Source organism: Flavobacterium procerum (assembly GCF_042431625.1).
Lineage (GTDB): Bacteria > Bacteroidota > Bacteroidia > Flavobacteriales > Flavobacteriaceae > Flavobacterium > Flavobacterium procerum.
The window spans coordinates 43052-65449 of record NZ_JBHLYW010000006.1 but is presented as its reverse complement, the minus strand read 5'-3'; the positions used below and the strand labels follow the sequence as shown (position 1 = coordinate 65449).

Sequence of the window (22398 nt, the reverse complement as noted above, 5' to 3'; positions counted from 1 at the left end):
TTTTTTATGAAACACTTATTTCTGTTCAAAAATTAGGTAGATATTTCTATTTCCTTTTTCTTCTAAAGATTGTTTTTCTAAATAATGCAAATCCATTTGTTAGTCTGTGTTTTTTAGCAACAATGGGAATACTCAAAATAGTGAGCAGCGAAATACATGCAACAGTACTGGAGCTGCCTTCCTTTTTGCCACAAAAAGGCAAGGCTGTTTTATTTAAGTTTTTGGCCTAATCTTTTATATTTCAAAATTTTTGGTGTAATTTTACACCAATAAAACAGCTTTTACCATGACACGACAAAGTATATCATTAACTGCTCCCAATGAAGAGTGGCTAAAAAATCAGGTTAAATCAGAAGAGTTTAGCAGTAAAAGTGAAGCTATTAACTTTTTAATAAAAAAAGCACGTTCTCAAGAAGAATTTTATGACTTTGTAAGAGCTAAAATAGATAAGGGAGAAAAAAGCGGCTTTGCAGAAAAGCAGAGCAGAGAGGAAATGTTAGCCGAGTTTAAAAAAGATCTGGGAAATGTATAGCTACTATATAAGTAGCGAAGCCAAGGAAGATTTAAAAAGAATTTATTATTATGGTGTCAGCAAGTTTGGCGTAGATCAGGCTGATCACTATTTCAACATGTTTTACGACTGTTTTGCCAAAATAGGACAAAACCCATTTTTATTTCCATCTGCGGACCATATCAGAAAAGGGTACCGTTATTGCGTTTGCGGTGTTGATACTATTTACTACCGGATAAATGGAGATAAACGGGTCGAGATTATTACCATTATTGGAAGGCAGGATTTTTAGAGCGGGCTTACCTCCGTTTTTGCAACAAAAAGCTAGGGCAGTTTGAATAAAAATCATAATAAGAAATCTGTTTTTCATTGTAATGAAGTCCCTGTGTAATCTGTTTTGAACGAGAGTCTGCCGCAGCATATTTCCTCTATCGGCAAAAAAATGTTTTTATACTAACTTTTTAGCATAAATTTACCGATAACGGAATCATGCCGATTAATTATTTTTAAGGAGTGCCTAGCCAACAATATAATGCCATTCATAATTGATGGACAGCCTTAACTTTTTTATCAGGGAGCGCTTCAGGAGCGAAACGGCGTAAAAGAATATTTGATGGACGCGTGGCTCTCACTGCTCAGGATAATCAGAAATCAATACTTAATCATTTCAAGATAGAATAGATAAAAAAACAGGGCAAGACAATCAGTCCGACAATAAAATCATTAAATTTGCATTAAAAGGAATTACGACAGCAAAAAAACAACACAAATCATTAAAAATCAAAACATTAACACTTAAAAGTTAACAGTTTTATTTTAATGGCAACATCGTGGCAACATAGGTTCTAAAAAACGACAAACGCAGGAAATAAGCAGGTTCCGGGCTTAAGGTTCGAATCCTGCTCTCCCCACCAAAAGGGTAAAAGAAGCCGAAACGAAAGTTTTTCAATCTTTTCAAAAACCCATAAAAAACGTGGTAAAGCCTGCAAATCGTAAGATTCGCAGGCTTTTTTAATTTAAGCCTTTTTTCAATTTTTATAAAAGCTCACAAAATTAAAGATGTAGAATCGGTGCATTTAATAACACCAGATGCCTTTTACTTTTACATAGGTTTTATTCATTTTCCAGCCGGTTCTTCTACTGTTCTTTGTCTTTTTGAGTTCCAATTCAATCAACGGTACAAATTTAAACACCCAGCGCTGAATCGTAGCGTGATCAACTGCTATTCCACGCATTTTCATTATTTCCTCAACATCGCAGTAAATCACAATTTGAAATAAACGGCCTGCAAATAATAGCTTTGGGACAACAATGACCTTTGGTATTCATTTAATATATTTTTAAGATCTAGAGATAATAGCTATGCAACTGATGCGACAGAACCAATTGAATTGCTATTCCTCTATTCTCAATCCTAACCGAGCCTAAGCGGAACAGCCGCAAAGACCTTATAATATTTGAATTAATACCCTTTACAATCTAGCCACCTAAATTTTATTATTCTTGCCGGAAAACAGAACACATTGAACTTTTCCAACAATATTCGATTCTGGAAGGAAGCCCCAAGACCTTGAATCTGAGGTCCCTTTTCTATTGTCTCCCATCATGAAATAATAGTTCAGCTTGAATTTATATTTGTCTACTTTTTTCCCATTCATAAAGTAATTACCATTCTGCTGTGTGATGATTGCATTTTCAAATAAGCTTAATATTTTTTTATACAGCAGAAAAGTATCCGGATTCAGATTTATTTCCATTCCTCTTTTAGGTATTAATAAAGGTCCCATCTCATCTAATGTCCAGCTGCTGTGTGCAGTCTTTATTAATTCTTCCTGAGAATCTTTAAAAAAATCTACATTCTTTTTTATCGAGTCAATGCAATTCATTTTCTGAAGTATTTGAAGTTCGTGTTTTGAAAACATTGCGCTAGCCCGATTCGAAGAATCGTTTTCATAAATCAGATTTTCTTCTATTTTTAGCGAATCGATTATGGTGAAGAATTTTTTTTTGTCTTTTAATTTGAAACTGCAGCTGTTTTTGACCGTTTCAGGAGAGTTATAGAGCTTGGAATTGGCATAGACTTCCCCTTTAACTATCATTATCGTATCCCCTGGCAGCCCAACACATCTTTTAACAACAAAATATTTTCGGCTTAGATCCAACGAAAACACAAAGACATCCCCCCTTTCAATATTTGTCGTCCCCCCTAGCCTGTTGTAGTTCCACCAATTGTCCTTTATTTTTGATAGAGCATTTTTATTCCTGTAAAAAGCCAGGTTTACCAAAGGGATGTCAAACGGAGAACATGGCAATTTGGGTCCATATTTTAGCTTGTTTACCACAATAACATCACCAGGATACAAAAGGTTTTCCATTGAAGAACTTGGAATTCTAAATAGATCAAAAACTAATAACTTTGTAAAAATCAATGAGGTTGAAAGAAACAAAAAAACAGCTATGCATTTAGTGATTTTTTTTAAGAAAGAATGCTTAATTAATTTAATGTAATATGACACAATATTATAAGCTACTATAAAAAGCAGTATTGCACCACTCAGCCAAAACAAACCTAAAACTATTAAAAATAACACCAGAGAACTTATCAGTATCTTTTTCATCATAAATTAATATAGTTTTACTTATTCAAAATTCACTGCTTAAGGTAATTTCAGCCTACATAGTTTTTTTTTAATTTTTTTTCTTTGTAGCGAAATTTTGAAATTTATACAATAGCGAAAACATAACATAGCGTTTCAAAACTGTGTTTTCGGCATCGACAACAGCTGTTGGCGTGATGGTTCTTGTAGTACTCTGATTTTGATTCAGTAAATCATATACTTTGACTTTGAAAGTCATTTTATCTTCTGCGAATTTGTAGGACAAACTGGTATTCCATAAATAAAAATCTTTTTTATACGGTCCAGAAATATCCGAATTATATGTATATCCAAAATCATTTCCAAAAACCCAGTTTTTTGGCCAAAAGCATGTTGTCTCAATATTAAGATTATGCAGTTTATTGGATGTTGAATTAATAAAACTGTTGGTGTATTCGGTATCATTGTATGCAAAACTATATCTTGGTTTGATGCTCAATAATTTTCCGTAATCGTAGGAAAGCTTGAGAACAGGAGAAAAACGCAATGTTTTTGCAGAATATAACTGTCCGTTGGTGAATCCTTTATCCAAAATATAATCGGTGTTTATCGCAAACATCAACAAAAACACATGTGCATTTCTCTTTATCGTCTTATTCCATTCAACTCCCAATAGGGTATTGAAGGTTCCATAAACATTCTGATAAGTTGCAATTTGTCTTCCTGCATTATTAAATGCTGAAGCCGCTATTATTTGATTATCATAAATAGTGGTGTTAGAATATAAATCATAACCCGAAAGGTTTTGAGAATTATAACTGGTATAAGTAATATAAGCAACATGAGACGTTGATGCCTTCAAATCTGGGTTTCCAGTTCTTGTTACTAATGGATTATCCAGATTAGGGACGGCTAAAACCTGATAGTCCTTAGGAATTAAAAATCTGCGTTCATAAAACATATACAATCCTTTCTCTTCTGTAAACTGATAACTCCCTTTGAGCGATCCCTCAGGAATTATGTAATTTTTGTTTAGGGTTGTAGTCTGGTTAATATATTCTGCATTGTTCTTCGCCGTGACAAAATAAGTGCCTGTAGATACTGTCAAATTGAATTTATTTTTATTGATGGTAAAGCCCACTTTAGGATTAATTTGAAATCTAGTAGAAAAACTATAATTTGTAAGTGAATCTACTAATTGATGAACGGAATAATCGCGGTCATAAGTTTTTTTATCATCCTTAATTTTTTCCCACTCCGTATTAAAATTAAAATTCAAACTCAAAGAGTCTGTTAATGGTTCTGTATAACGCAAAGAGCTTAAATATCTATCTCTTTGGTTTAGTGCTTTTACATTCTGATTACGAATGTCGTTAGGTGTATTTCCCTGTTGATAAATCGTCGTAGATTCTATAATTGAATTGGAGTCCGTTTTTAGATTTTCGTTGAAAAAGCTGGCCGTAAAATATCTTCCTTTCTTTTTTGTTTTTGTAAAAACACTGATATTATTCTGAAAATTTGTATTATCAGTTTCATTCAGATTATCAGAATCAGCAGTATTGATCAATTGATCATTTTCGTCGGTGGTTTTTCTATAAAAAGAAACAGTTTCTGTGGTATTTCCGATTTCGAGTTTTGGAGTAACAATAATTTTTGTCATTGGCGAAATATCAAGCTCAAGATTAAAATCAGCATTGTGCTTCGTAAATCCCCTTTTGGTTTTGGTAGTCGATTCGGTAAACAGGGAACTTTCAGGCAAGAGTGTTAGTTCTGATGTTCTGTTATTATTTTCAGAATCAGAGTCTGTAAAAAAATAATTCCCATTAGATTTATTGCCTTTAAACCATTCATCAACATAGTTCATCCCGATTAAATTTGATTTTATAATCCCTGGTCCTCTTCCAATTACAGGTCCTCGAGAACCTGAATTTCTGCCTCCCCGCATATTATCAAAAACCTCATCCATAGAAAATCCAGCAGCGTTGATATTATTCGAAGAAGCTAAAAAACTGATTCTTCTTTTATCTTTGAAGTAGCTCAGCAGGGCGCTGCTTTCATACCGGTCAGAACTGCCATAACCACCCAAAAATTTTCCAAAAAGCCCCCTGCTCTTATCTTTTTCTATTGTTAAGTTGATGGAAGCTTTATTAGATGTAGAAGCTTGTTTTGTAAATTCCTCCTCTTTAGTTTTTGTATTTGAAACTTGTATTTTCTTTATAATTTCCGAAGGCAGGTTCTGAAGGGCAATTTTACCGTCTTCCCCAAAAAAAGGTTTACCGTTAAGCAGTATTTGATTGACTTCTTTACCGTTTACCATAATTTTTTTGTCATCATCAATGGTAACTCCTGGCAATTGCCTCAATAGTGTTTCTACATTTGCATCTGGACGAAGCTTAAATGAAGATGCATTAAATTCCAAAGTGTCTTTTTTAATGCGAATAGGCGGAGCTGCACTTTTTATTACGACTTCGTTTAGCTTGTTTTCATATTCCAAAAGTTTAAATACTCCTAAATCGGCGTCTTGGCTTACATTTTCTAATGATTGGGAAATTTCCTGATAACCTTCCGCCGAAATCTTAAATACTACATTTTCTGTCTTAGATCTGGTCTCCAATTTAAAACGCCCAGATTTATCTGAGATAGTGTATGCTATTACCGAAGAATCTTTGGGGTGAATTAAATAAACTGTCGCTGATTCTATCGAGGATTCGGTTTTATGGCTAATTAGTCTACCATTAATAACAACATTCTTTTGCGAAAAAGAATAAAAGCTGGATAAACAACAAAAAATTAATAATATATAATTTATAGTGAATTTCATTAAGTGGTATTTTTTATAATCTTAAATCTGCACGAAAAGCAGTTGTTATTTAGCTTTTATTAATAATAATTTCAATTAGTTTTGAACTACCTGAAAAATCAAAACAAGTAATGAAACTCTACAGTGAGAAACAGTGTAGAACTGCCTACAATTTAATTCCGTTCACCTACAACTTTAAGTTTGAAATTTTCCACTCCCAGTAAGCCGGCAGCATTTACTGCTTCAATTTGCCCTAAAAAGACGGCGTTGATATCCGAACAATAAAAGTGAATAACAGCTTCTCCTTGTTCATTAGTGATAACATCGGGCTTCCAAAAAAGAGTATTTCTGTAATCAGGAAAAGGGTCGTTTATTGTTACTTTATCGTAGACCGCTTCATAAAATTCGCGCTTTCCATAGTAGCCTTTGATCATTTTCAAATTAAACTTTTGCAAAAGCTGTTCTTCTGTCAAATCCTGATCGGGATTTTTATAAATGATTTCCCTAGTCCCGTAGTAATTTTGGTGCGGGTAATCAGTTCCTAGTATTTCTCTGTTTTTACCAAGAAGCACAACAACCTTCTCTCCATTTTTTGGAGCTCTGGTTTTGCCTTCATGATGATTGTTCATAAAACAATTCAAAATAGGTCTTGAAGGACCTCCTTCCAAACATACAAAATCCGAATTCCTAGAATTCAATCGTGATAAGCTATCCAAAGTTCCTAAATATTTGTTTCTAAAAACCTTCTTGTTTTTATCTCCGACAACGACCTCGTCTAATTTTTGAAGATGATTTAAACGCATTACTATTTTAGACGTATCATCAAAATTTTCTTTTACTATTTTCTCAAGTGGATAGTTGCTGGTCATCTGTTTTCTGCTTGAGTTTATAACATCAAATGAATTGTCTTTTAGCTTAATTACATATTTAGGCTTTTCAGCTGTCATCGGTTTAATAAATAGATTTTGACCTTCTCCCATCTTTAGGTGATTCGAGGTTATGGCAAAGCTTCCATTAGGATTGGACGTAAAAACATCTTGCCCTTTTGAGGGATTGGACGTAAAAACCATTACGATTTTTGATATCTCTTCTGAGCTTTTCTTATTTGGATTCTCTAGCCCAAGATTTCCTGAAATACTGTCTGATAGAATCGTTTTAAAAAGTGCATTATGTTCCTTTAAATTGTTTTCATTCCAAACATAACGTCTCCATCCTTGCGTAAGCAATAACAAATCCAGCGCACTTTCTCTATTCGCATTGTTTTTATTGAAATAATATCCAGGGTCATAAATTTGGCCATTCAACTCACTAGAGAGATAATAATGAGTCATTATATTTCTTGAATCAGTTTTGTTTATATACAACTGATCAACAACACTTATCCCCAAATGAGCAATTACAGGATTACGATTCTCATCAGTGACTTTTATTTTTAAAGTAGCCTTTTCTCTTTTTTGATATTCACTTTTATCAATTACGCCTTCTATATTTAATTTCTTTTGCTGATTAACATAAATCAAACGCTCTGCTATTGGTTCTACATTTTCATTAAAAAGAGTTACCTCAGAAATACCCTGAGGCAACTCTTTGAGAGGTATTTTGATTGTTAATTCATCTTCTAAGATTCCAATTGCAACACTATACACCGTGCCTCTGGACTGTACTCTTAAAAAAACGTTTTTCTTGATTGTCTTATCACTATTTTGCACTTTAAAAACAGCGAAATTACTATCATTACTCAGTAAATGTAAAATAGTGCCTTGCGCGAAAATCTGTGGCAACGGATAATTTATTTTATTGCTGAGTTCGATGTGATATTTACTATTTGATTTGGGCTTAAACAAAAAACTTCCCATACCTGCATGAGCACTTTTAAAATCTAAAATCGAAATGTTATTTTCATACAATTTTCCAGACACATCAACTGGAAATCCTTTTGAATCCAAAGCCTTAAAAGCAATTTTATTCTGGATGCCCGACACAATATTTCCACCCTCAGGGAAAAGAGTAAAACTTAAACCAGTTTCTTTTTGAGCTGCTTGATTTTGAGAATTGACTTTGTCATTAATACTCTTTAGTATGTTTATCTTCGCTGTTGAATTAAAACTTTTAATGCCATTGTAAAAAGATGCTGAACTGTAAACTGCCAAGCTATAAGAACCAGGTTTTAGGGAATCATCAATATAGAGATGGCCGTTTACAAAACCATTTTCAATTTCATATTTTTCTTCCCATACCACTTTATCCGTTTGATCTTCGATTAACTGAACAAATAAAATTTTACTACGCAAGGAAGGAATAAAACTTTGCGAATCTAACACATATGCTTTAAACCAAAGGTCTTCCTGGGTTTCATATATATTTTTACTTGTTCGTATGTAAACGTTATCTAAATGACGATTTTTAGTCAATGTCTGAATGTTGTCGGCTATAACATCGGCAATATTAGTCTTGGCTTGTGAATAGCATACTTCTGATATCATATACAATAAACACACGCTAAACTTTAGCAGTAATAGGGTTATATGTGATTTCGCTTGGCTTTTCATTATTTGATAACTTAAAGTGGCTTTTATAGAATGCATGAAGGGAATTTATTACCCGAAAAACAAGAACTCCTGACTAGCAATATTATTTTAAAAAAATCTTCTTTACAGACTTACCCTGGCTTTAAGCTTTTCAAAAGCATTTGAGTTATTGGGAGATTGAAACTCATGACTTACAAATTCTCCATCATTAAATTTGATAATGCAAGGATATATGCTATTGTTTGTAGAAACGATAAATTGATCTGCTCTGTCTACTATTATATTAGAATGTTCTGCTATTTTAACACCTGTTTTTTGCTGTAAAATTTTAAGAGATTCTATTTTTGTCAATACAAAAAATATTCTTTTGTTATCGGCGTTTTTTTTCAAAAAATCTTCGGCTTCCTGAATACATCCTGAACATCCTAACCCAGGAAGTATCACAATCCAATCTATATTTTTCTTTGTTCCGATATTATCGACAGCATTAGTTAATTGATCTTTTTCTATTTCTTGAATACTTTTATTACATGAAAAAGAAAAAGCAATTAAAGACGACAGCAGGGTATATAAAAATAATTTTCTCATGTTTATTTAATTTTTTTAGGTACAAATATTTTAAAATTCAGACTTCCTTCATCGACATCTTTTTTATCTATGAATTCTATATTAAGTCCTTCTTCTGTTACAAAACTATTCTGCCAATGCCAATCTTCACTTGTTCCTATAGTTGTTTCTCCCAAATAGCCAAAATTGCTGTCAAGTATTATTACCGTAATAGGTTTCTCTTTAATCTGAGTTTTGATTGTTGCATTAGGAATTGCTCTTCGTAAAAAACGATAATACACCTTTCTGTACTTATCGTATTTGATTGCCGCATATAAATCCTGACTCACAATATGCTGGATCAGATCTTCTCTTTTTGTTTTGTTTGGTTTCTTACCAATCGATAAGATAGTTCCAGCAAAATTGCTTCCTGCATATACTGTTTTGTATTGTTCTGAACCAATTTTGGTGATGTAAAGTTCATGTGAAATCGGAAAGCTATAAATTAATTTATCTCCATCAGGATGAAGTTCGCCAAAGACTTCTGTAAATGTTTCGTCATCCCAATTGTAATTGCTTCCGTATAATGAAGAAGGATAAGTATTATTGAGCGTCAATTCATTTGTTTTAAGATTAACTCGTTCTAGAAATTTTATTTTAGAAATTAATGAATCGGGAATCGTTCGAATGTATTGAGCAGGTAGCAGCAACTCCTTAGAAGTTTCTAAAAAAGGATTAGAAGTTTCAGGAAGAAATTGAGCATAAAACAAAGATTGACTGGAGGCTTTTTTAAAATCCTGATTATCAGTTAATGGTATCTTATCTAATACTTTACCTTTATCATTAGCAATCAATAATTCCAGATTTATATAATTAAATACATAAATAGAATCCATATTTTTAATATGATACCCTAAAGGCATTTCTATACCATCGGCCCCTTTTTTATTATAGGAAATTCTTCTTAGAAAATTTAATGTTTTGTAATCATAAAAATAAATCGAATTGTCATAGGTGTTTAAAAAGGTTAAGTTCAAGGTGTTGCTGGTTGCATCTTTATACATTTGAATATATTGAGGCTTAGGAGCTGTATTGGTGTCCAAAATAATTCGCTTTGTCTTAACTGCACTTAACTGCATTGTTGCTTTAAGTTTTCCCTTATTTACGTTTTCAATCTTGTTTGTATTGGTTGTACAGGATAAAAAGACACAAAAAAATAGTAATATGCCAAATATTTTAAGGTTTAGTAATTTCATAGAAAGATTGTTAAACAAGACCAAACTCAAGTCTGGTCTTGAATTATGACTAATTGTTAATAAGCAATTTACAAGTGACAATCTCTGGTTGAAGTGTCATATCTGCATCTGCCTCCGACAGTACAAAAAGCATTTGCAGACGATGCGTTAGGTGGCGTGCATTCAGCATTAGCTGAATTTAATTGCAAAAGATTACTCAAGCTGATATCTTGATTTGATTGATTGTCAGTATCTGTGTTTGAAAACACTACTAAAGAAAAGGTAAAAACTGCTAAAACTCCTATAATTTTTTTCATTTTAATAAATTTAAATTTTATAAATCATTTTATGTCTTGTAAAAGTCTTTTAGGAAATACTACCTTTACCAAATATTAAACAATAGATTTTTTACTATTATTTAGTCTAAAAAATTAAAGACTTCCTCTGGTTTCATTTGGGTTTAGTTCATAAGCTCATATTTTAATTAAATAATGTGTGACTATATTTTTAATTATGAGACCAGAGGTCTTATTTAGACAAAAGAATAACATCATAGGGACAAATTCTGTCACTTTGCTACTTAACCATAAAATATTTATTACTTTTTCTGCAGTAACTAATATTGTATCCTTCATATCTTAGACTATTTAACATTCTTTTGATTGTCCTAATGCTGCAATTATAGTCCTCAGCTACTTTTTCCAGTGAATGCAGTCTTTTATGTTCTATTAAATACAGAAGGTAGTTTTCCTTTTCTTTTCTTTCAGCGTAAGTCATAATGTTATAAGTTTAGACCAATGCTTTCGGTCATTATCAAAAGAATATGCCCTCGAAGGGCTTAACTATTAAATGATTTCAAATAAAATCCCAAGTGAAATCATTTACCATATTTGGCAATTATTTCTTTCATTTCATCCCTCATCTCACCAATAGCTGTTGAATATATCTTAACCTCTTTTTGTAAAATTTTCTCAGCGGCATCTACAGCTTTTTCATGTTCTCCGGTCTGTTCATATAATTTTGCTGTGAGATATAAAGGATAAAATCTGGACGGGATCATATAATAAGCGTTTTGATAGGCCAAAACTGCTTCATCATACTGTTTTTCATTTTTGTAAGCATCCCCTAAACCCGTTTGGATGATAGTTGTGTTTAACTGTCTTTTTGCTTGCTTAAAAATGTCAATAGCCTGTTTGTTCTGTTCACTTAAGGATAGGGCCTTTCCATAATTCATCAAAAAATCTCCTTCATTATATAGAAAAGGATATGCTTGTCCGTAGATCTTAACTGCCGTAGCATAATCATTGGCATTATATCTTTTCTGCGCATCATTCCAGTTCTTGAAAGCCCCTTGCAGCTGTATTGTGTGCATTATTTGCCCTGTTATGAAAACAATGCTAATAGCTGCAATAAAAACTTTAAAACTATTTTCAACTCTTTTGTTTAAAAGATTATCATTCACTATAAATTTTGATTTCTTTGAATCAAGATTAGCCAACTGGGCCAATAGAAAGTACATAATGACTTTTATCGGAAGAATCTGCATAGGATAAGAGATGAAAGAAAAAATAAGCATTCCTAGCAAAACGGACTTTATGATTTGCGAATGCAACTCCAACTCAGGCTCAGTAGAGACAGAAAATATTATGTAAATCAATACTAGCAACAACAGAAAGCCTATAAAGCCGTTTTCAGCTGTAAATTGGATAAACTCATTAAAGGCATAATAAGTATTATCTGCTAGATATGATTCTGAAGTTTTATCATTCTCTTTGAAATAATTGGCTTGATAGACCATATAATGTGCTTTGAAACGATCAAAACCGACTCCGAAAAAAGGAGAGTCTGAAATCATCTCGCTGCTGATTTTCCAAATAAATGCCCTGCCTTCTGATGATTTTTTTTTATGATTATAAATGGCAAAACTTATAATCGACACAATTACAACCGATAAGGCCAATAAAGCTATTTTAGTGTATGTGACAACTATTCTTTGTTTGAGTTTTCTAAAAAAATGAAACTTTAAATCCGCTAACATTCCTCCGGACACCAATACAGCTAACCAGGAAGCTCGGGATTGTAAAACAAAAAGCAGCATTGAGATACTCCATAAAGCAAGAAGAGGAATATATAAAAAAATGCCCTTTGAATAACGCTCTACAAATAATAAGCATCTATCTTCCTTTGTTTTTAGCTGATCTACTATTTTTTCATTAAACAAATATACCCCAAAAGCAATTATCCAAACCGTCGCCAGGAAACCCGCATAAGGTCCAGGATTAAAAAAACTACCTGTAATCTTAAATCCGGAATGATTTGAAGACAGAAAACCCAATAACTGTAAACACCCATGCAGTGCTTGGATAATACCCGAAATTAGAATGCAAAGCAGTAACCAGAAAAAATGCCTGAAAGGATTAAGTCTAAGAATGAAATAAAAAAGACCAAGCCCTAATAATTCCATAAATCGTATGGAAAATCCGTAATGAGGTTGAATAAAATACCGATTAACAATAATATAAGCGGCAAGTATCAATAAAACAAAATCAATTTTAGAAAGCAAAAAAATCCTCTCTCTTCTGTAAATCATTTCAGAAATACATAAAACTATAAGCGAAATAATGATGTATTGAAAAATAACGAACTTGCTGGTTATTGTGGACTGCGCATAATCCCGAATATTAATCTGAGGAACAACTAGTACAAGAATAATTACCGCAGTGATACCCAAAAGCCTTGAAACAAACAATACCTTATTTTTTAAAATCATTACTGGCTAATTATGTTAATTTTATTGTAAATCCTCTAATTCAAATTCTATTTTCCTGCGTAAAACCTTGTTATTTTTAGTTCAAGTTAAATTTACATTTACTTACAAAAAGACAATATTTACAATTATTTTTCAGTCTATATCTTTTTATAATGCATTATTCATAAATACATAATTCGTAATTTTTAACGACTTTTATTTTACTAATTATCAAAAAATAAAAAATGTAATCGATTGTAAAAATAAAAATATATTTACAAATAAATTATATATTTGAAAAATATTTTAAATTTATTTTATTTTTAAGCAAAAAATACATCATTAATTAAAAAATAAATGTTAAATAATTAAAAACAACACTATTTAATTAATATTCTTTTAATGTTATTTTAATGTTGAAAGATTCAAAAAACCCCCTTTTTAAATCAATAAAAAACGGCTAGATTCTAGACATAATCAATACTTGTTAAATTAATATCCCAACAATATCTATAATTCATTTTTTAGTGAATCTTTCCAATCAATAAAAAAATGACATTGCTCAACAACCTAACTTGAATGAAATGATGAAATTTTTATACCAGCTGATTTTGATTGTATTTGTTGCATCCTGTAAAAATCATTCGGACAGTTTAACTGCAGCGTTAAGTGAAGCTGGAGAAAACAGAAATGAAATGGAAAAAGTTTTGGATTTTTTCAAGAAAAAGCCTTCTGACAGCCTTAAGTACGAAGCCGCGGTTTTTTTAATCGAAAATATGCCAAATCGAAAATCCTATAAATCTCTAGCTGGCTTCGAAGGTGCTTTTGAAAGCATGCGCAAATATCCCATAAACGATGCGCGAAAAGAGATATTCAGAAAAATATTTGATTCCGTTTCTCAGAAAGTCACCTTGAAAAATGCAGAATTGATTGCAGACATCCAGTTTCTCACTTCTGATTACCTTATAAACAACATAGAATTATCGTTTGAGTCGTGGAGCAAACTGCCAAAAAACAAGAGAGGTTCTTTTGAAGAATTTTGCGAATATGTTTTACCCTATAAAAGCGGAAGCGAACCAATTGAAAAAAATACGCGAAAAAAACTGATTGAAAAATACTCATGGGTCTATGAAAAACTTGAAAACAACACGCCACTAAAAAAAATCGTGGATTCAATCACATCTGAATTTGGTCATTCTAGTATAACAAATATGGAAAACTACTATCCTCAGCCACTAAGCATCAGCCAAGTTGAAGACACCAAAGTAGGCACATGCGACGATGGAGTCAATTATATAGTCAATGTATTCAGGTCTTTAGGAATTATATGCGCAAAAGAAATGATTCCTCATTGGGGCAATCACCATTCACTGGGACATTCTTGGATTTACGTAAAATATGGTCCAGAGGAGTATTCTACAGATGTACAGGGTGGCATAGATTTAAAAAAGCAATACATTGGCGAGAGTATTCCAAAGGTATTTAGAGAAAGATACAGCAGACTAGACCAATATGCTTTTTCTCCATTTTCTCAGGATGTGACAACTCGATACACTCCTACTGTAAATATAAATATCTCTAATGTCTTTGAAGCACAAAATTCAAAGCCGGTATTGTGTGTTTTTGATGCGGACAACATCTGGAAAGCCGTTTCATCGGGGAGATACAACAGCCAATATTACACTTTCGATGCTGTGGGGGTTAACGTTCTTTACATGATTGGCACACAAAACAACGGAGCATTTATTCCGGTTGGATATCCTTTTTATATAGACAAAAAGAAACAAATTCATTTCTTCAAACCGTCAAAATCAATCGTCAATTCGGAATTACTGAGAAAATACGGTCTCAGCAGCCCAAAAAGTACCCGTAACATTGACTGGGTCAAAAATCTGAACAATTGTGTTTTTCAAGGAGCCAGCAATATTGATTTTAGCGATGCGGTAACCTTACATACCATATCTAATTTTAAAAGCACGCAAATAAACGAGGTCAAAATAGCAAACAGAAGAAAGTTCAAATATGTTCGGTTTTTCTCCAATGATAAAGAATCTTACTTAGCCTATTTATCATTTTGCAATAGCCGAGGCGAGCATTTAAAAGGAACTGTTATTGAAAAAAACAATTCAGTCACTAAATGGTCCGAAGGGGCTTTTGATGAGAATCCCTTGTCTTTTTCGGGAGGCAAGAAAGTTTCTCTTGGATTTAAATTCAGTAAACCTACAGAAATCAATTCTATTAAATTTCAGGTAAGGAATGATAACAACCATATAAACATCGGAAACAAATATGAGCTTTTCTATTGGGACAAAAAATGGATATCACTAGGAAAAAAAACAGCTAAAGATACTGTCATGCATTACTCCGTTCCTCAAAATTCACTATTATGGTTAAGAAACTACACCGAGGGAAAAGAAGAGCATGTTTTTACCATTGACAGCCACAAAAATCAAAAATGGCTAGGATTTGATGATTTTTAAGCCAACTCCATTTTTATCTACTCCAAAATACACACCAATAAAAACAAAAACAACCTACTAAAGCAATGTGAACTAGGCTTGTCAGGCTTCAATAAATGATTAAAAAACATCTTTAAACCTTTATAAAATTTAAAATGAAAAAAGAAATTTACTTATTTTTTTCAGCATTAATCCTTCTGTCTTGCTCAAAAAAATCAAGCTCCTTATCACAAGCATTAGAAATGGCAGGCGATAACAGACAAGAATTGCAGAGTGTTTTAGATTCGTATAGCAAAAATCCCTCTGACAGCCTGAAATATAAAGCTGCAAAGTTCCTAATTGAAAACATGCCTGGTCACAACTCAGAAAGAAAACTTTACGGCTTTAACAATGCTTTTGACAGCATAAGCAATTATCCGATGAATGATTATCGCAAAGCAGTTTTTAGGAAAATATTAGATTCGGTCTCTAAAGAAACAGATGCTGGCAAACCGGAACTACTCCCAGATATCAAAATTATAAACTCTAAACATTTGACAAATAATATCGATTTAGCCTTTAACGCATGGAATAAAATCCCAAAACAAAAGAGGGCTACTTTTGACGATTTCTGCGACTTTATACTTCCATACAAGAACGGTGATGAACCTATTAGCGAAGATTCTAGAAAAAAACTGGCTTCAAAATACTCATGGGTACACAAGTTCCTCAATGAAGGAAAATCTCTTCGTTTTGTAGTAGACTCAATAACACGAGAATTTGATTATCAAATCATTATAGAAATCCGGACGTTTTACCCTCAAACCCTAAGCATAAACGAAGTTGAAAAATCAAGATTTGGCTTATGTGATGACGGCGTGAATTATTTTGTGAACGTATTCAGGTCCTTAGGAATTATAAGTGCACGAGATATGACACCTCATTGGGGCAATCATTCAGCTTTAGGACATTCCTGGCTATATGTTAAATACGGTGATGAAGAGTACTCTACAGATGTTGTAGGCAATATTGACCTAAAGAAAGAATATGCAGGCGAAAGCTTGCCCAAGGTCATGAGAAAAACATACAGTTTGCAGCAAAAACATGACTACGCCCCAAACCTAAAAGATGTCACTACAGAATATGTCCCAACTGCAAACATCAGCATTGATAAACTTTTCAATACATCATCTTCAAAGCCTGTTTTATGTGTTTTTGATGTTAACGATCAATGGAAAGCAGTTACATTTGGCCAGAACAATAAAGATAGTTTTTCATTTAGTGATGTCGGTGTCAATGTTCTATATATGGCAGCCAGTTTTGACAACAATACTGTAGTTCCAATTAACTATCCTTTCTTTATTGATGCTTCGAAAAAAATTCATTTTTTTAAGCCCGATGAGTCAAAATTTAATTCTAGTGTCATACTACGGAAGTACGGATTAAGCTCACCAAAAAACAGGAGAATAATTGATTGGATGGAAAACCTTAATCAAGGAGTTTTTCAGGGATCAAACACTGAGGATTTCAAAAATGCTGTTACGCTTCATGAACTATCAAATTTTAGCAGCACCCATATTCATACCGTAAAAGTAAAATCGCCCAAAAAATTTAAATATGTTCGTTTTTATTCCAATAAAAAGGAAACATACTTAAGCCTGCTTGCCTTCTACAATTCCAATGGAGAACAATTAGATGGAGAAGTTATAAAAGTGAATAACAGGAAATTTAAATGGGAAAATGGAGCCTTTGATAATGATCCTCTGTCATTTTCCGGAGGCAAGGACTTCTCGCTTGGATTTAATTTTTCAAAGCCACAAGCAATAGAAAGCATTTCTTTTCAAGTAAGAAATGACAATAATCACATTAATACAGGTGAGAAATACGAACTATTTTACTGGAAAAAAGGGTGGGTAACGTTAGGTAAACAGACAGCAAAAGATACTATGCTATATTATAAAACCCCTAAAAACAGTCTTTTATGGCTAAAAAACCATACTACTGGCAAGGAAGAACACATTTTTTACATTGATAAAAAAAACAAGCAAAGATGGTTAGGCTTTGATAATTAGTAAGGTCTTTGCATAACAACCAATTGGAGATGCCTCCTATTTTGCCATAATGCCCTTTTCTATTATTCATAATTCCACTTTTGCATAAAAATACGGAAAAAGAGCAACTATTACAAATATCATCTTTGAGGCTTCTCTAAGTTTCAAAAATAAAGATTTTACTTTGTTAAAGTTTTATGTCGAATCGTGGCGTTTACTATTTTGAGGATGACAAAAAAGAATTCTAAAAAAACGCTTTCTCATATCGGGATAAAATCTCGATGCAAGTCTCTGCCGAATAGAAAATCCATCGCTATTGAATTACCGCAATTACCTAAAATTAAGGTTCTGTCGCATCTGTTAGAATTAAGTATAAGAATTTAAGTCAATTTACAGAATGATTTAAACATAGTTTTTCTCTGGCCCTATCATCTGATACTTTCAAAGCATATGTACAACTTCTTCTCTTCTTCTCTTCTTAATCTCTGACTCAATGATAGTTGCAAACTTATAAAACCGGCGCTGAATAGTTGCATGATCAACATGAACTTCCACGCATTCTCATAATCTCTTCAAAATCCCGATAGCCTAATGTAAACGTAAGCTTAAAATGTACTATCCGCAGTATAATAGACTTCAGATGGCAATGACCTTTCGTATTCATCAGTTTAAAAATCAAAAAAAAGTAAAGATAAAACTTAGCTTTAGATGCGATAGAACCTGATATTACTTAGAAGCATATTCAATTAGCAAAAGCTTCTGGAAATCTTTTTAAATCTAATTTTAAAAAAAGTAAAAGGCTGACAAAATAATTACAGGCTTTACTTTTATATTTTAATCTTCTTTATAAAGCCGCATTCATACAATAACCTTAAGTAATTTATTTAATTGGAATAAATCAATTTTACCCACAACAAAAAAACATCCATTCACGACAGAAAAACCTTCATTAACGACATCTTTTTCATTTTTTTTATTTTCAATCATTAATTTCATTTCAGAAAATAAAACCTAGAGTCATAAAGCGTTTTCAAGATTAATCCAAATAAAATACGAATACCATAGAAATCATTTTTTTTTATTTTTTAACATAAAATTTATACAAAATGGGACAGTACAAAAGTCGTCAGGAATTTTTAGAAAACAATCCAAGATCAATTGCATTCGCCGCATTGGCTGAAGCAACAAAAATGCAGGACAAGATTACCAATCAAGCGATTAAACTTAATCCAAATCAACTAGAAGGAAAGGAGGTTATAATCATCGGGTCTGGGGTTGGAGGACTTACCACTGCGTATGAATTACTTGCTCAAGAGTCTGGTGCAAAAGTAACCATTCTGGAAGCATCTCATAAAACGGGAGGACGCTGCATGAGCTTACGCACAGGAGATACACTCATCGAAGATGCAAACAGTGATTTGTTCGATTCGAAACCTGGAAAACCACAAGTTGTTCGATTTAAACGGCCAGTGGGAGACTCAGAACCTTACCTTAATGCAGGTCCTGGTCGTATTCCAAGCAGTCACAAACGACTCCTTTCTTACTTAAAACGTTTTTCGGTAGACGTTGAAATATATGTGATGAACTCTGAATCTAATTTGGTTCAAAAGAACGAAAGTTTTGGAGGCAAGCCTATGGTTTACCGTCGTTTGGATCATAATACAAGAGGTTGGCTGGCGCACATGGTATACAAAAATGCGGAAGAATTACTTCGCAATTCAAAAGTGGGAATTAGTAAAAGTAATCTTAAAACACGCGTCGAAGAATTACAAAGTTTGATGATCAGTTTCGGAGAACTTGATGTAGATGGGACCTATAGCGCAACGGCTGGATCACCTGGCTTCGAAGATGGAAAAACACGCGCTGGATATGAAGTATTACCTGGTGTCGCTGCTGGAATTGTAGCCGATGTTTTGAGTTTTGATAAATTGCTTGAATCAAAATTTTGGGAAGGGACGAAATTCTATCAACCTACAGATTTTCTTTGGCAACCTACTTTATTTCAACCCGTTGGAGGAATGGATCAGGTGCAACACGCTTTTGCTCAACAAGTGGCTGCTTTGGGAGGAAACATTCTTTTGAATAGTCCTGTAAAAAAAATAAAATGGGACTCAACTAAAGAGAAGTACATCATTTCGGTTGGACAAGTTGGAACAGAAGAACCGATCTATTATGAAGCTGATTATTGTGTTTGCAACCTTGCGATGCCTTTTTTGAAAAACATTCTAGATTCTGATCTCTTAAAATCGGGACTTGAACCTGAATTTAAAGATGCTTTAAAAGCCGTTTTTGTGGCACAATTTGAACCAACACAAGCTCCAGGCTACAAACCGCGAAAAGACGGATACGTTCCCCGTTTTTTAGCCTGTACCTCCAAAGTGGGTTGGCAAGCAAATCGATCTTTATGGCAAGGAAGCCCAATAAGCCCCAAGACAATGGGAGTTGAAAAATCCGAAGTGGGAGTTGTACCTATTTTTGGAGGTATCTCTTGGACAGACAGTGAAATTCAACAAATTTGGTATCCATCTACGGCGTATCAAGACGAAAAAGGCGTGCTCACAGGCGCTTACAATTTTGATAAAGTAGCACACGATTGGGGAAAATTACCCGTTGATGAGCGACTTACCAAAGCACGAAATGATGCCAGTAAATTCGGCAAGAAATTTGCCGAAGGCTTGGGAGAAGGTGTTGCCATAGCTTGGCAAAATATGCCAAATATCAAGGGTGGCTGGGCATATTGGCAAGCCGTTGGAGATGCGAACTACTCAACGAAACAATTTAACGCTATTGCACAAGGATCTGGAATTATAGATTCGAAAACAAAAAATGCAAGCAATGCTAACTTTTTTATTGTTGGTGATCAAATTTCCTCCCTTCCTGGTTGGCAAGAAGGCGCTATTGCAGCTGCATTAAATGCAATTTCGAGAATGGCAAAACCAGACGTTCAAATACAGCCATTGAAAAATTTACCAGATACTCGTTTGATGGTGGAAGGTATCTAAATCAATTAAATAGAAATGAATGAAACGACGTGGAAGACATTCTGCGTCGCTTTTTTCATTATACTGTTTGCTTCAAAAATTATTACTCTAAACAACAACCTGCTAACTCATTCATGAAATTTGATACTGTATTATTCTAAAATATCTGTCACTTTCATATAATTTTATTTTTGGAGTTACCTCCAAAAGTGCCACAGAAAGTTAAGGCGAATTTTACAAGTCATTCACCTCTCTAATTATTTCTGAAAATTAATAAAGGGGGCGAAAATTCCTTCTTTTATTAGTCTCCAATTTTCATTAGAACATCCCGTAATTGTTTTCTTATATTTGATACTTAAAAAACTGAAGTTTTTTTCACAGACTGACATTAGCGGTCATTGTAACCGAAAATCAAAACTTATCTAAATGAAATATAAATTTTTGTTATTGATAGTGTCATTATTAAGCAACTTTTCATTTGGGCAAAATTCATCGACCAAGTTGTCTAACCAAGCTGTAAAAGACGACTTTGACTATTTATATCAGTCATTGCAGGCGACACATTATAATCTTTTTGCCTTTCAAAACAGAGAAAAATATGACGAATTGTTTCTCCAACTAAAATCAAATTTGACTACAGATTCATTGGATCTATTAGAAACAATTTCACTTTATCAAAGATTGGTGAGCTTTGCAAATACAGGACATTGCGAAATAGATTATCCTGCTAAACCTTACATAGAATATGCATATTCTGGTGGAACAGTTTTTCCATTGGAACTGGCTTTTGAAAATGAGAAAGTTTACATACGTAGAAATTTTTCTACAAACAAACAAATTCCAATTGGTGATGAACTATTAACCATCGACAAAGTACCAATCGATGAAATAAGAAAACAACTGTATCCCTTTGTTTCAGCAGAAAGAGACTATTTTAAAAATGCCAAAATCGAGTTCTGGTCATTCCCAAGGTTATTTTTTCAATTGAATGGCAGAAAGGATAATTGGCAAATTCAAGTTAAGAACAAGAATAACGAAATAATCAATACAGAAGTCAGTTCAATATCCGTAATGGACTATGAAACTAATAGGAACGGAGAAATTGTGAATCCTAAAAAAGCATTAAAATTTTATGGAGACGTAGCTTACCTAAATGCAGGTCAATTTGGGAGTAATGAAGCAAATGGGGAAAAGTTATTCAAAAATTTCATAGACTCGACATTCACTGTAATTAAAGAGCATAATGCTAAAAATTTGATAATTGATTTAAGAAATAACCCGGGTGGTCATAATGCATATAGTGATTACCTAATCTCCTATTTTGCAAATAAGCCTTTCAAATGGTATTCGGAGTTCTCAGTCAAGACAAGTAAGATATTAAAAGAACATACAACTTTACAGGCGGATACTACTGATGAATACTCAAGAAATATTTTAAGAAATCCAGACGGACAAATATTCAAGTATGATTTTCCGCCTCATAATCCTGTCGAAAAGTCAAAAAGATTTAATGGAAAAGTATATATATTAGTAAACAGGCAAACTTATTCTATGGCGGCTGTGAGTGCGGCACTTATCCAAGACTACAAATTCGGAAAAATTGTTGGCGAGGAAACAGGCGATGTCCCTACGTTATATGCCTCGCAGTTTTCCTATACGCTTCCCAAAAGCGGAATAATAGTTAAAGTACCCAAAAGCTATATTGTTAGGGTAAACGGGAATAAAAAATTAGAAGGCGTAAAACCTGATATTTATATTCAAGACCATTTATTAGATGAAAAAGATGAGATATTAAACGGCCTAATTATTAGATTGGAAGAAACAACGAACCGCTAACAAGGTGCTCTTTACCTTTAAGAGCATGGAAACAGTTAGAAAAAATACAGCTTCGAATTTAAAATATCATCTGTCGATATGAGCATAAAATGCGGAAGCTTCATTGACGTCGCCTAAGAACTTGGA

General features: G+C 33.1%; 15 protein-coding genes. 6 read left to right on the top strand and 9 right to left on the bottom strand.

Translation table 11 applies throughout. The features are described from left to right. Window positions 1-286 precede the first annotated feature (286 nt). Together ACFFLS_RS05400 and ACFFLS_RS05395 are read left to right on the top strand one after the other, a co-directional pair. Window positions 287-532: a ribbon-helix-helix domain-containing protein gene (locus ACFFLS_RS05400; RefSeq protein ID WP_379682342.1), complete on the top strand. Its 246-nt coding sequence runs from the start codon at window positions 287-289 to the stop codon at window positions 530-532. Continuing rightward, complete coding sequence (locus tag ACFFLS_RS05395) at window positions 525-803, top strand: type II toxin-antitoxin system RelE/ParE family toxin (protein ID WP_379682343.1); 279 nt, start codon at window positions 525-527, stop codon at window positions 801-803. The genes ACFFLS_RS05400 and ACFFLS_RS05395 overlap by 8 nt, the downstream gene beginning before the upstream one ends. Window positions 804-1587: 784 nt before the next feature. Here ACFFLS_RS05395 and ACFFLS_RS05390 read toward each other — a convergent pair. The 8 genes from ACFFLS_RS05390 to ACFFLS_RS05355 form a co-directional block, all read right to left on the bottom strand. Then, window positions 1588-1746 (bottom strand): hypothetical protein, encoded by a 159-nt coding sequence (locus ACFFLS_RS05390; protein WP_379682344.1) that lies wholly within the window; start codon window positions 1744-1746, stop codon window positions 1588-1590. Window positions 1747-1998: 252 nt separating this feature from the next. Then, a complete protein-coding gene (gene lepB, locus ACFFLS_RS05385) occupies window positions 1999-3132 on the bottom strand; it encodes a signal peptidase I (RefSeq protein WP_379682345.1) in 1134 nt (377 codons plus the stop codon). Window positions 3133-3199: 67 nt separating this feature from the next. Next, complete coding sequence (locus ACFFLS_RS05380) at window positions 3200-5722, bottom strand: outer membrane beta-barrel protein (RefSeq protein ID WP_379682346.1); 2523 nt, start codon at window positions 5720-5722, stop codon at window positions 3200-3202. Between the two features lie 359 nt (window positions 5723-6081). Further along, window positions 6082-8391, bottom strand: a complete 2310-nt coding sequence (locus ACFFLS_RS05375; protein ID WP_379682347.1) for a hypothetical protein — start codon at window positions 8389-8391, stop codon at window positions 6082-6084. Between the two features lie 168 nt (window positions 8392-8559). Beyond that, window positions 8560-9024, bottom strand: coding sequence for a hypothetical protein (locus tag ACFFLS_RS05370; protein ID WP_379682348.1), 465 nt, complete (start codon window positions 9022-9024; stop codon window positions 8560-8562). Between the two features lie 2 nt (window positions 9025-9026). After that, window positions 9027-10238: a DUF4221 family protein gene (locus ACFFLS_RS05365; protein WP_379682349.1), complete on the bottom strand. Its 1212-nt coding sequence runs from the start codon at window positions 10236-10238 to the stop codon at window positions 9027-9029. Between the two features lie 68 nt (window positions 10239-10306). Beyond that, window positions 10307-10534: a hypothetical protein gene (locus ACFFLS_RS05360; RefSeq protein ID WP_379682350.1), complete on the bottom strand. Its 228-nt coding sequence runs from the start codon at window positions 10532-10534 to the stop codon at window positions 10307-10309. Between the two features lie 560 nt (window positions 10535-11094). Further along, window positions 11095-12987: an O-antigen ligase family protein gene (locus tag ACFFLS_RS05355; protein ID WP_379682351.1), complete on the bottom strand. Its 1893-nt coding sequence runs from the start codon at window positions 12985-12987 to the stop codon at window positions 11095-11097. A 563-nt stretch (window positions 12988-13550) separates the two neighbouring features. Here ACFFLS_RS05355 and ACFFLS_RS05350 point away from each other — a divergent pair. Together ACFFLS_RS05350 and ACFFLS_RS05345 are read left to right on the top strand one after the other, a co-directional pair. After that, on the top strand, window positions 13551-15446 hold the full coding sequence (locus ACFFLS_RS05350) for a hypothetical protein (protein ID WP_379682352.1): 1896 nt from the start codon (window positions 13551-13553) through the stop codon (window positions 15444-15446). A 134-nt stretch (window positions 15447-15580) separates the two neighbouring features. Beyond that, window positions 15581-17476, top strand: a complete 1896-nt coding sequence (locus ACFFLS_RS05345) for a hypothetical protein (protein ID WP_379682353.1) — start codon at window positions 15581-15583, stop codon at window positions 17474-17476. Between the two features lie 837 nt (window positions 17477-18313). On the opposite strand, the gene ACFFLS_RS05340 is transcribed toward ACFFLS_RS05345, so the two are convergent. Next, on the bottom strand, window positions 18314-18442 hold the full coding sequence (locus ACFFLS_RS05340; RefSeq protein ID WP_379682354.1) for a hypothetical protein: 129 nt from the start codon (window positions 18440-18442) through the stop codon (window positions 18314-18316). A gap of 119 nt (window positions 18443-18561) precedes the next feature. Between ACFFLS_RS05340 and ACFFLS_RS05335 the strand changes: the two genes are divergently transcribed. Together ACFFLS_RS05335 and ACFFLS_RS05330 are read left to right on the top strand one after the other, a co-directional pair. Next, window positions 18562-20457 (top strand): flavin monoamine oxidase family protein, encoded by a 1896-nt coding sequence (locus ACFFLS_RS05335; protein ID WP_379682355.1) that lies wholly within the window; start codon window positions 18562-18564, stop codon window positions 20455-20457. A 405-nt stretch (window positions 20458-20862) separates the two neighbouring features. Further along, the gene (locus tag ACFFLS_RS05330) at window positions 20863-22272 is read left to right on the top strand and encodes a S41 family peptidase (protein WP_379682356.1); all 1410 of its coding nucleotides are present in this window, start codon (window positions 20863-20865) and stop codon (window positions 22270-22272) included. Window positions 22273-22398: the final 126 nt, after the last annotated feature.

What these genes read in the sequence shown, in the direction of transcription:
- ACFFLS_RS05390 (WP_379682344.1), bottom strand. Translation starts at nt 1,746, where the DNA reads ATGCGTGGAATAGCAGTTGATCACGCTACGATTCAGCGCTGGGTGTTT.
- ACFFLS_RS05395 (WP_379682343.1), top strand. Translation starts at nt 525, where the DNA reads ATGTATAGCTACTATATAAGTAGCGAAGCCAAGGAAGATTTAAAAAGA.
- ACFFLS_RS05350 (WP_379682352.1), top strand. Translation starts at nt 13,551, where the DNA reads ATGATGAAATTTTTATACCAGCTGATTTTGATTGTATTTGTTGCATCC.
- ACFFLS_RS05360 (WP_379682350.1), bottom strand. Translation starts at nt 10,534, where the DNA reads ATGAAAAAAATTATAGGAGTTTTAGCAGTTTTTACCTTTTCTTTAGTA.
- ACFFLS_RS05400 (WP_379682342.1), top strand. Translation starts at nt 287, where the DNA reads ATGACACGACAAAGTATATCATTAACTGCTCCCAATGAAGAGTGGCTA.
- ACFFLS_RS05365 (WP_379682349.1), bottom strand. Translation starts at nt 10,238, where the DNA reads ATGAAATTACTAAACCTTAAAATATTTGGCATATTACTATTTTTTTGT.
- ACFFLS_RS05370 (WP_379682348.1), bottom strand. Translation starts at nt 9,024, where the DNA reads ATGAGAAAATTATTTTTATATACCCTGCTGTCGTCTTTAATTGCTTTT.
- ACFFLS_RS05375 (WP_379682347.1), bottom strand. Translation starts at nt 8,391, where the DNA reads ATGATATCAGAAGTATGCTATTCACAAGCCAAGACTAATATTGCCGAT.
- ACFFLS_RS05340 (WP_379682354.1), bottom strand. Translation starts at nt 18,442, where the DNA reads ATGATTGAAAATAAAAAAAATGAAAAAGATGTCGTTAATGAAGGTTTT.
- ACFFLS_RS05335 (WP_379682355.1), top strand. Translation starts at nt 18,562, where the DNA reads ATGGGACAGTACAAAAGTCGTCAGGAATTTTTAGAAAACAATCCAAGA.
- lepB (WP_379682345.1), bottom strand. Translation starts at nt 3,132, where the DNA reads ATGATGAAAAAGATACTGATAAGTTCTCTGGTGTTATTTTTAATAGTT.
- ACFFLS_RS05355 (WP_379682351.1), bottom strand. Translation starts at nt 12,987, where the DNA reads ATGATTTTAAAAAATAAGGTATTGTTTGTTTCAAGGCTTTTGGGTATC.
- ACFFLS_RS05330 (WP_379682356.1), top strand. Translation starts at nt 20,863, where the DNA reads ATGAAATATAAATTTTTGTTATTGATAGTGTCATTATTAAGCAACTTT.
- ACFFLS_RS05345 (WP_379682353.1), top strand. Translation starts at nt 15,581, where the DNA reads ATGAAAAAAGAAATTTACTTATTTTTTTCAGCATTAATCCTTCTGTCT.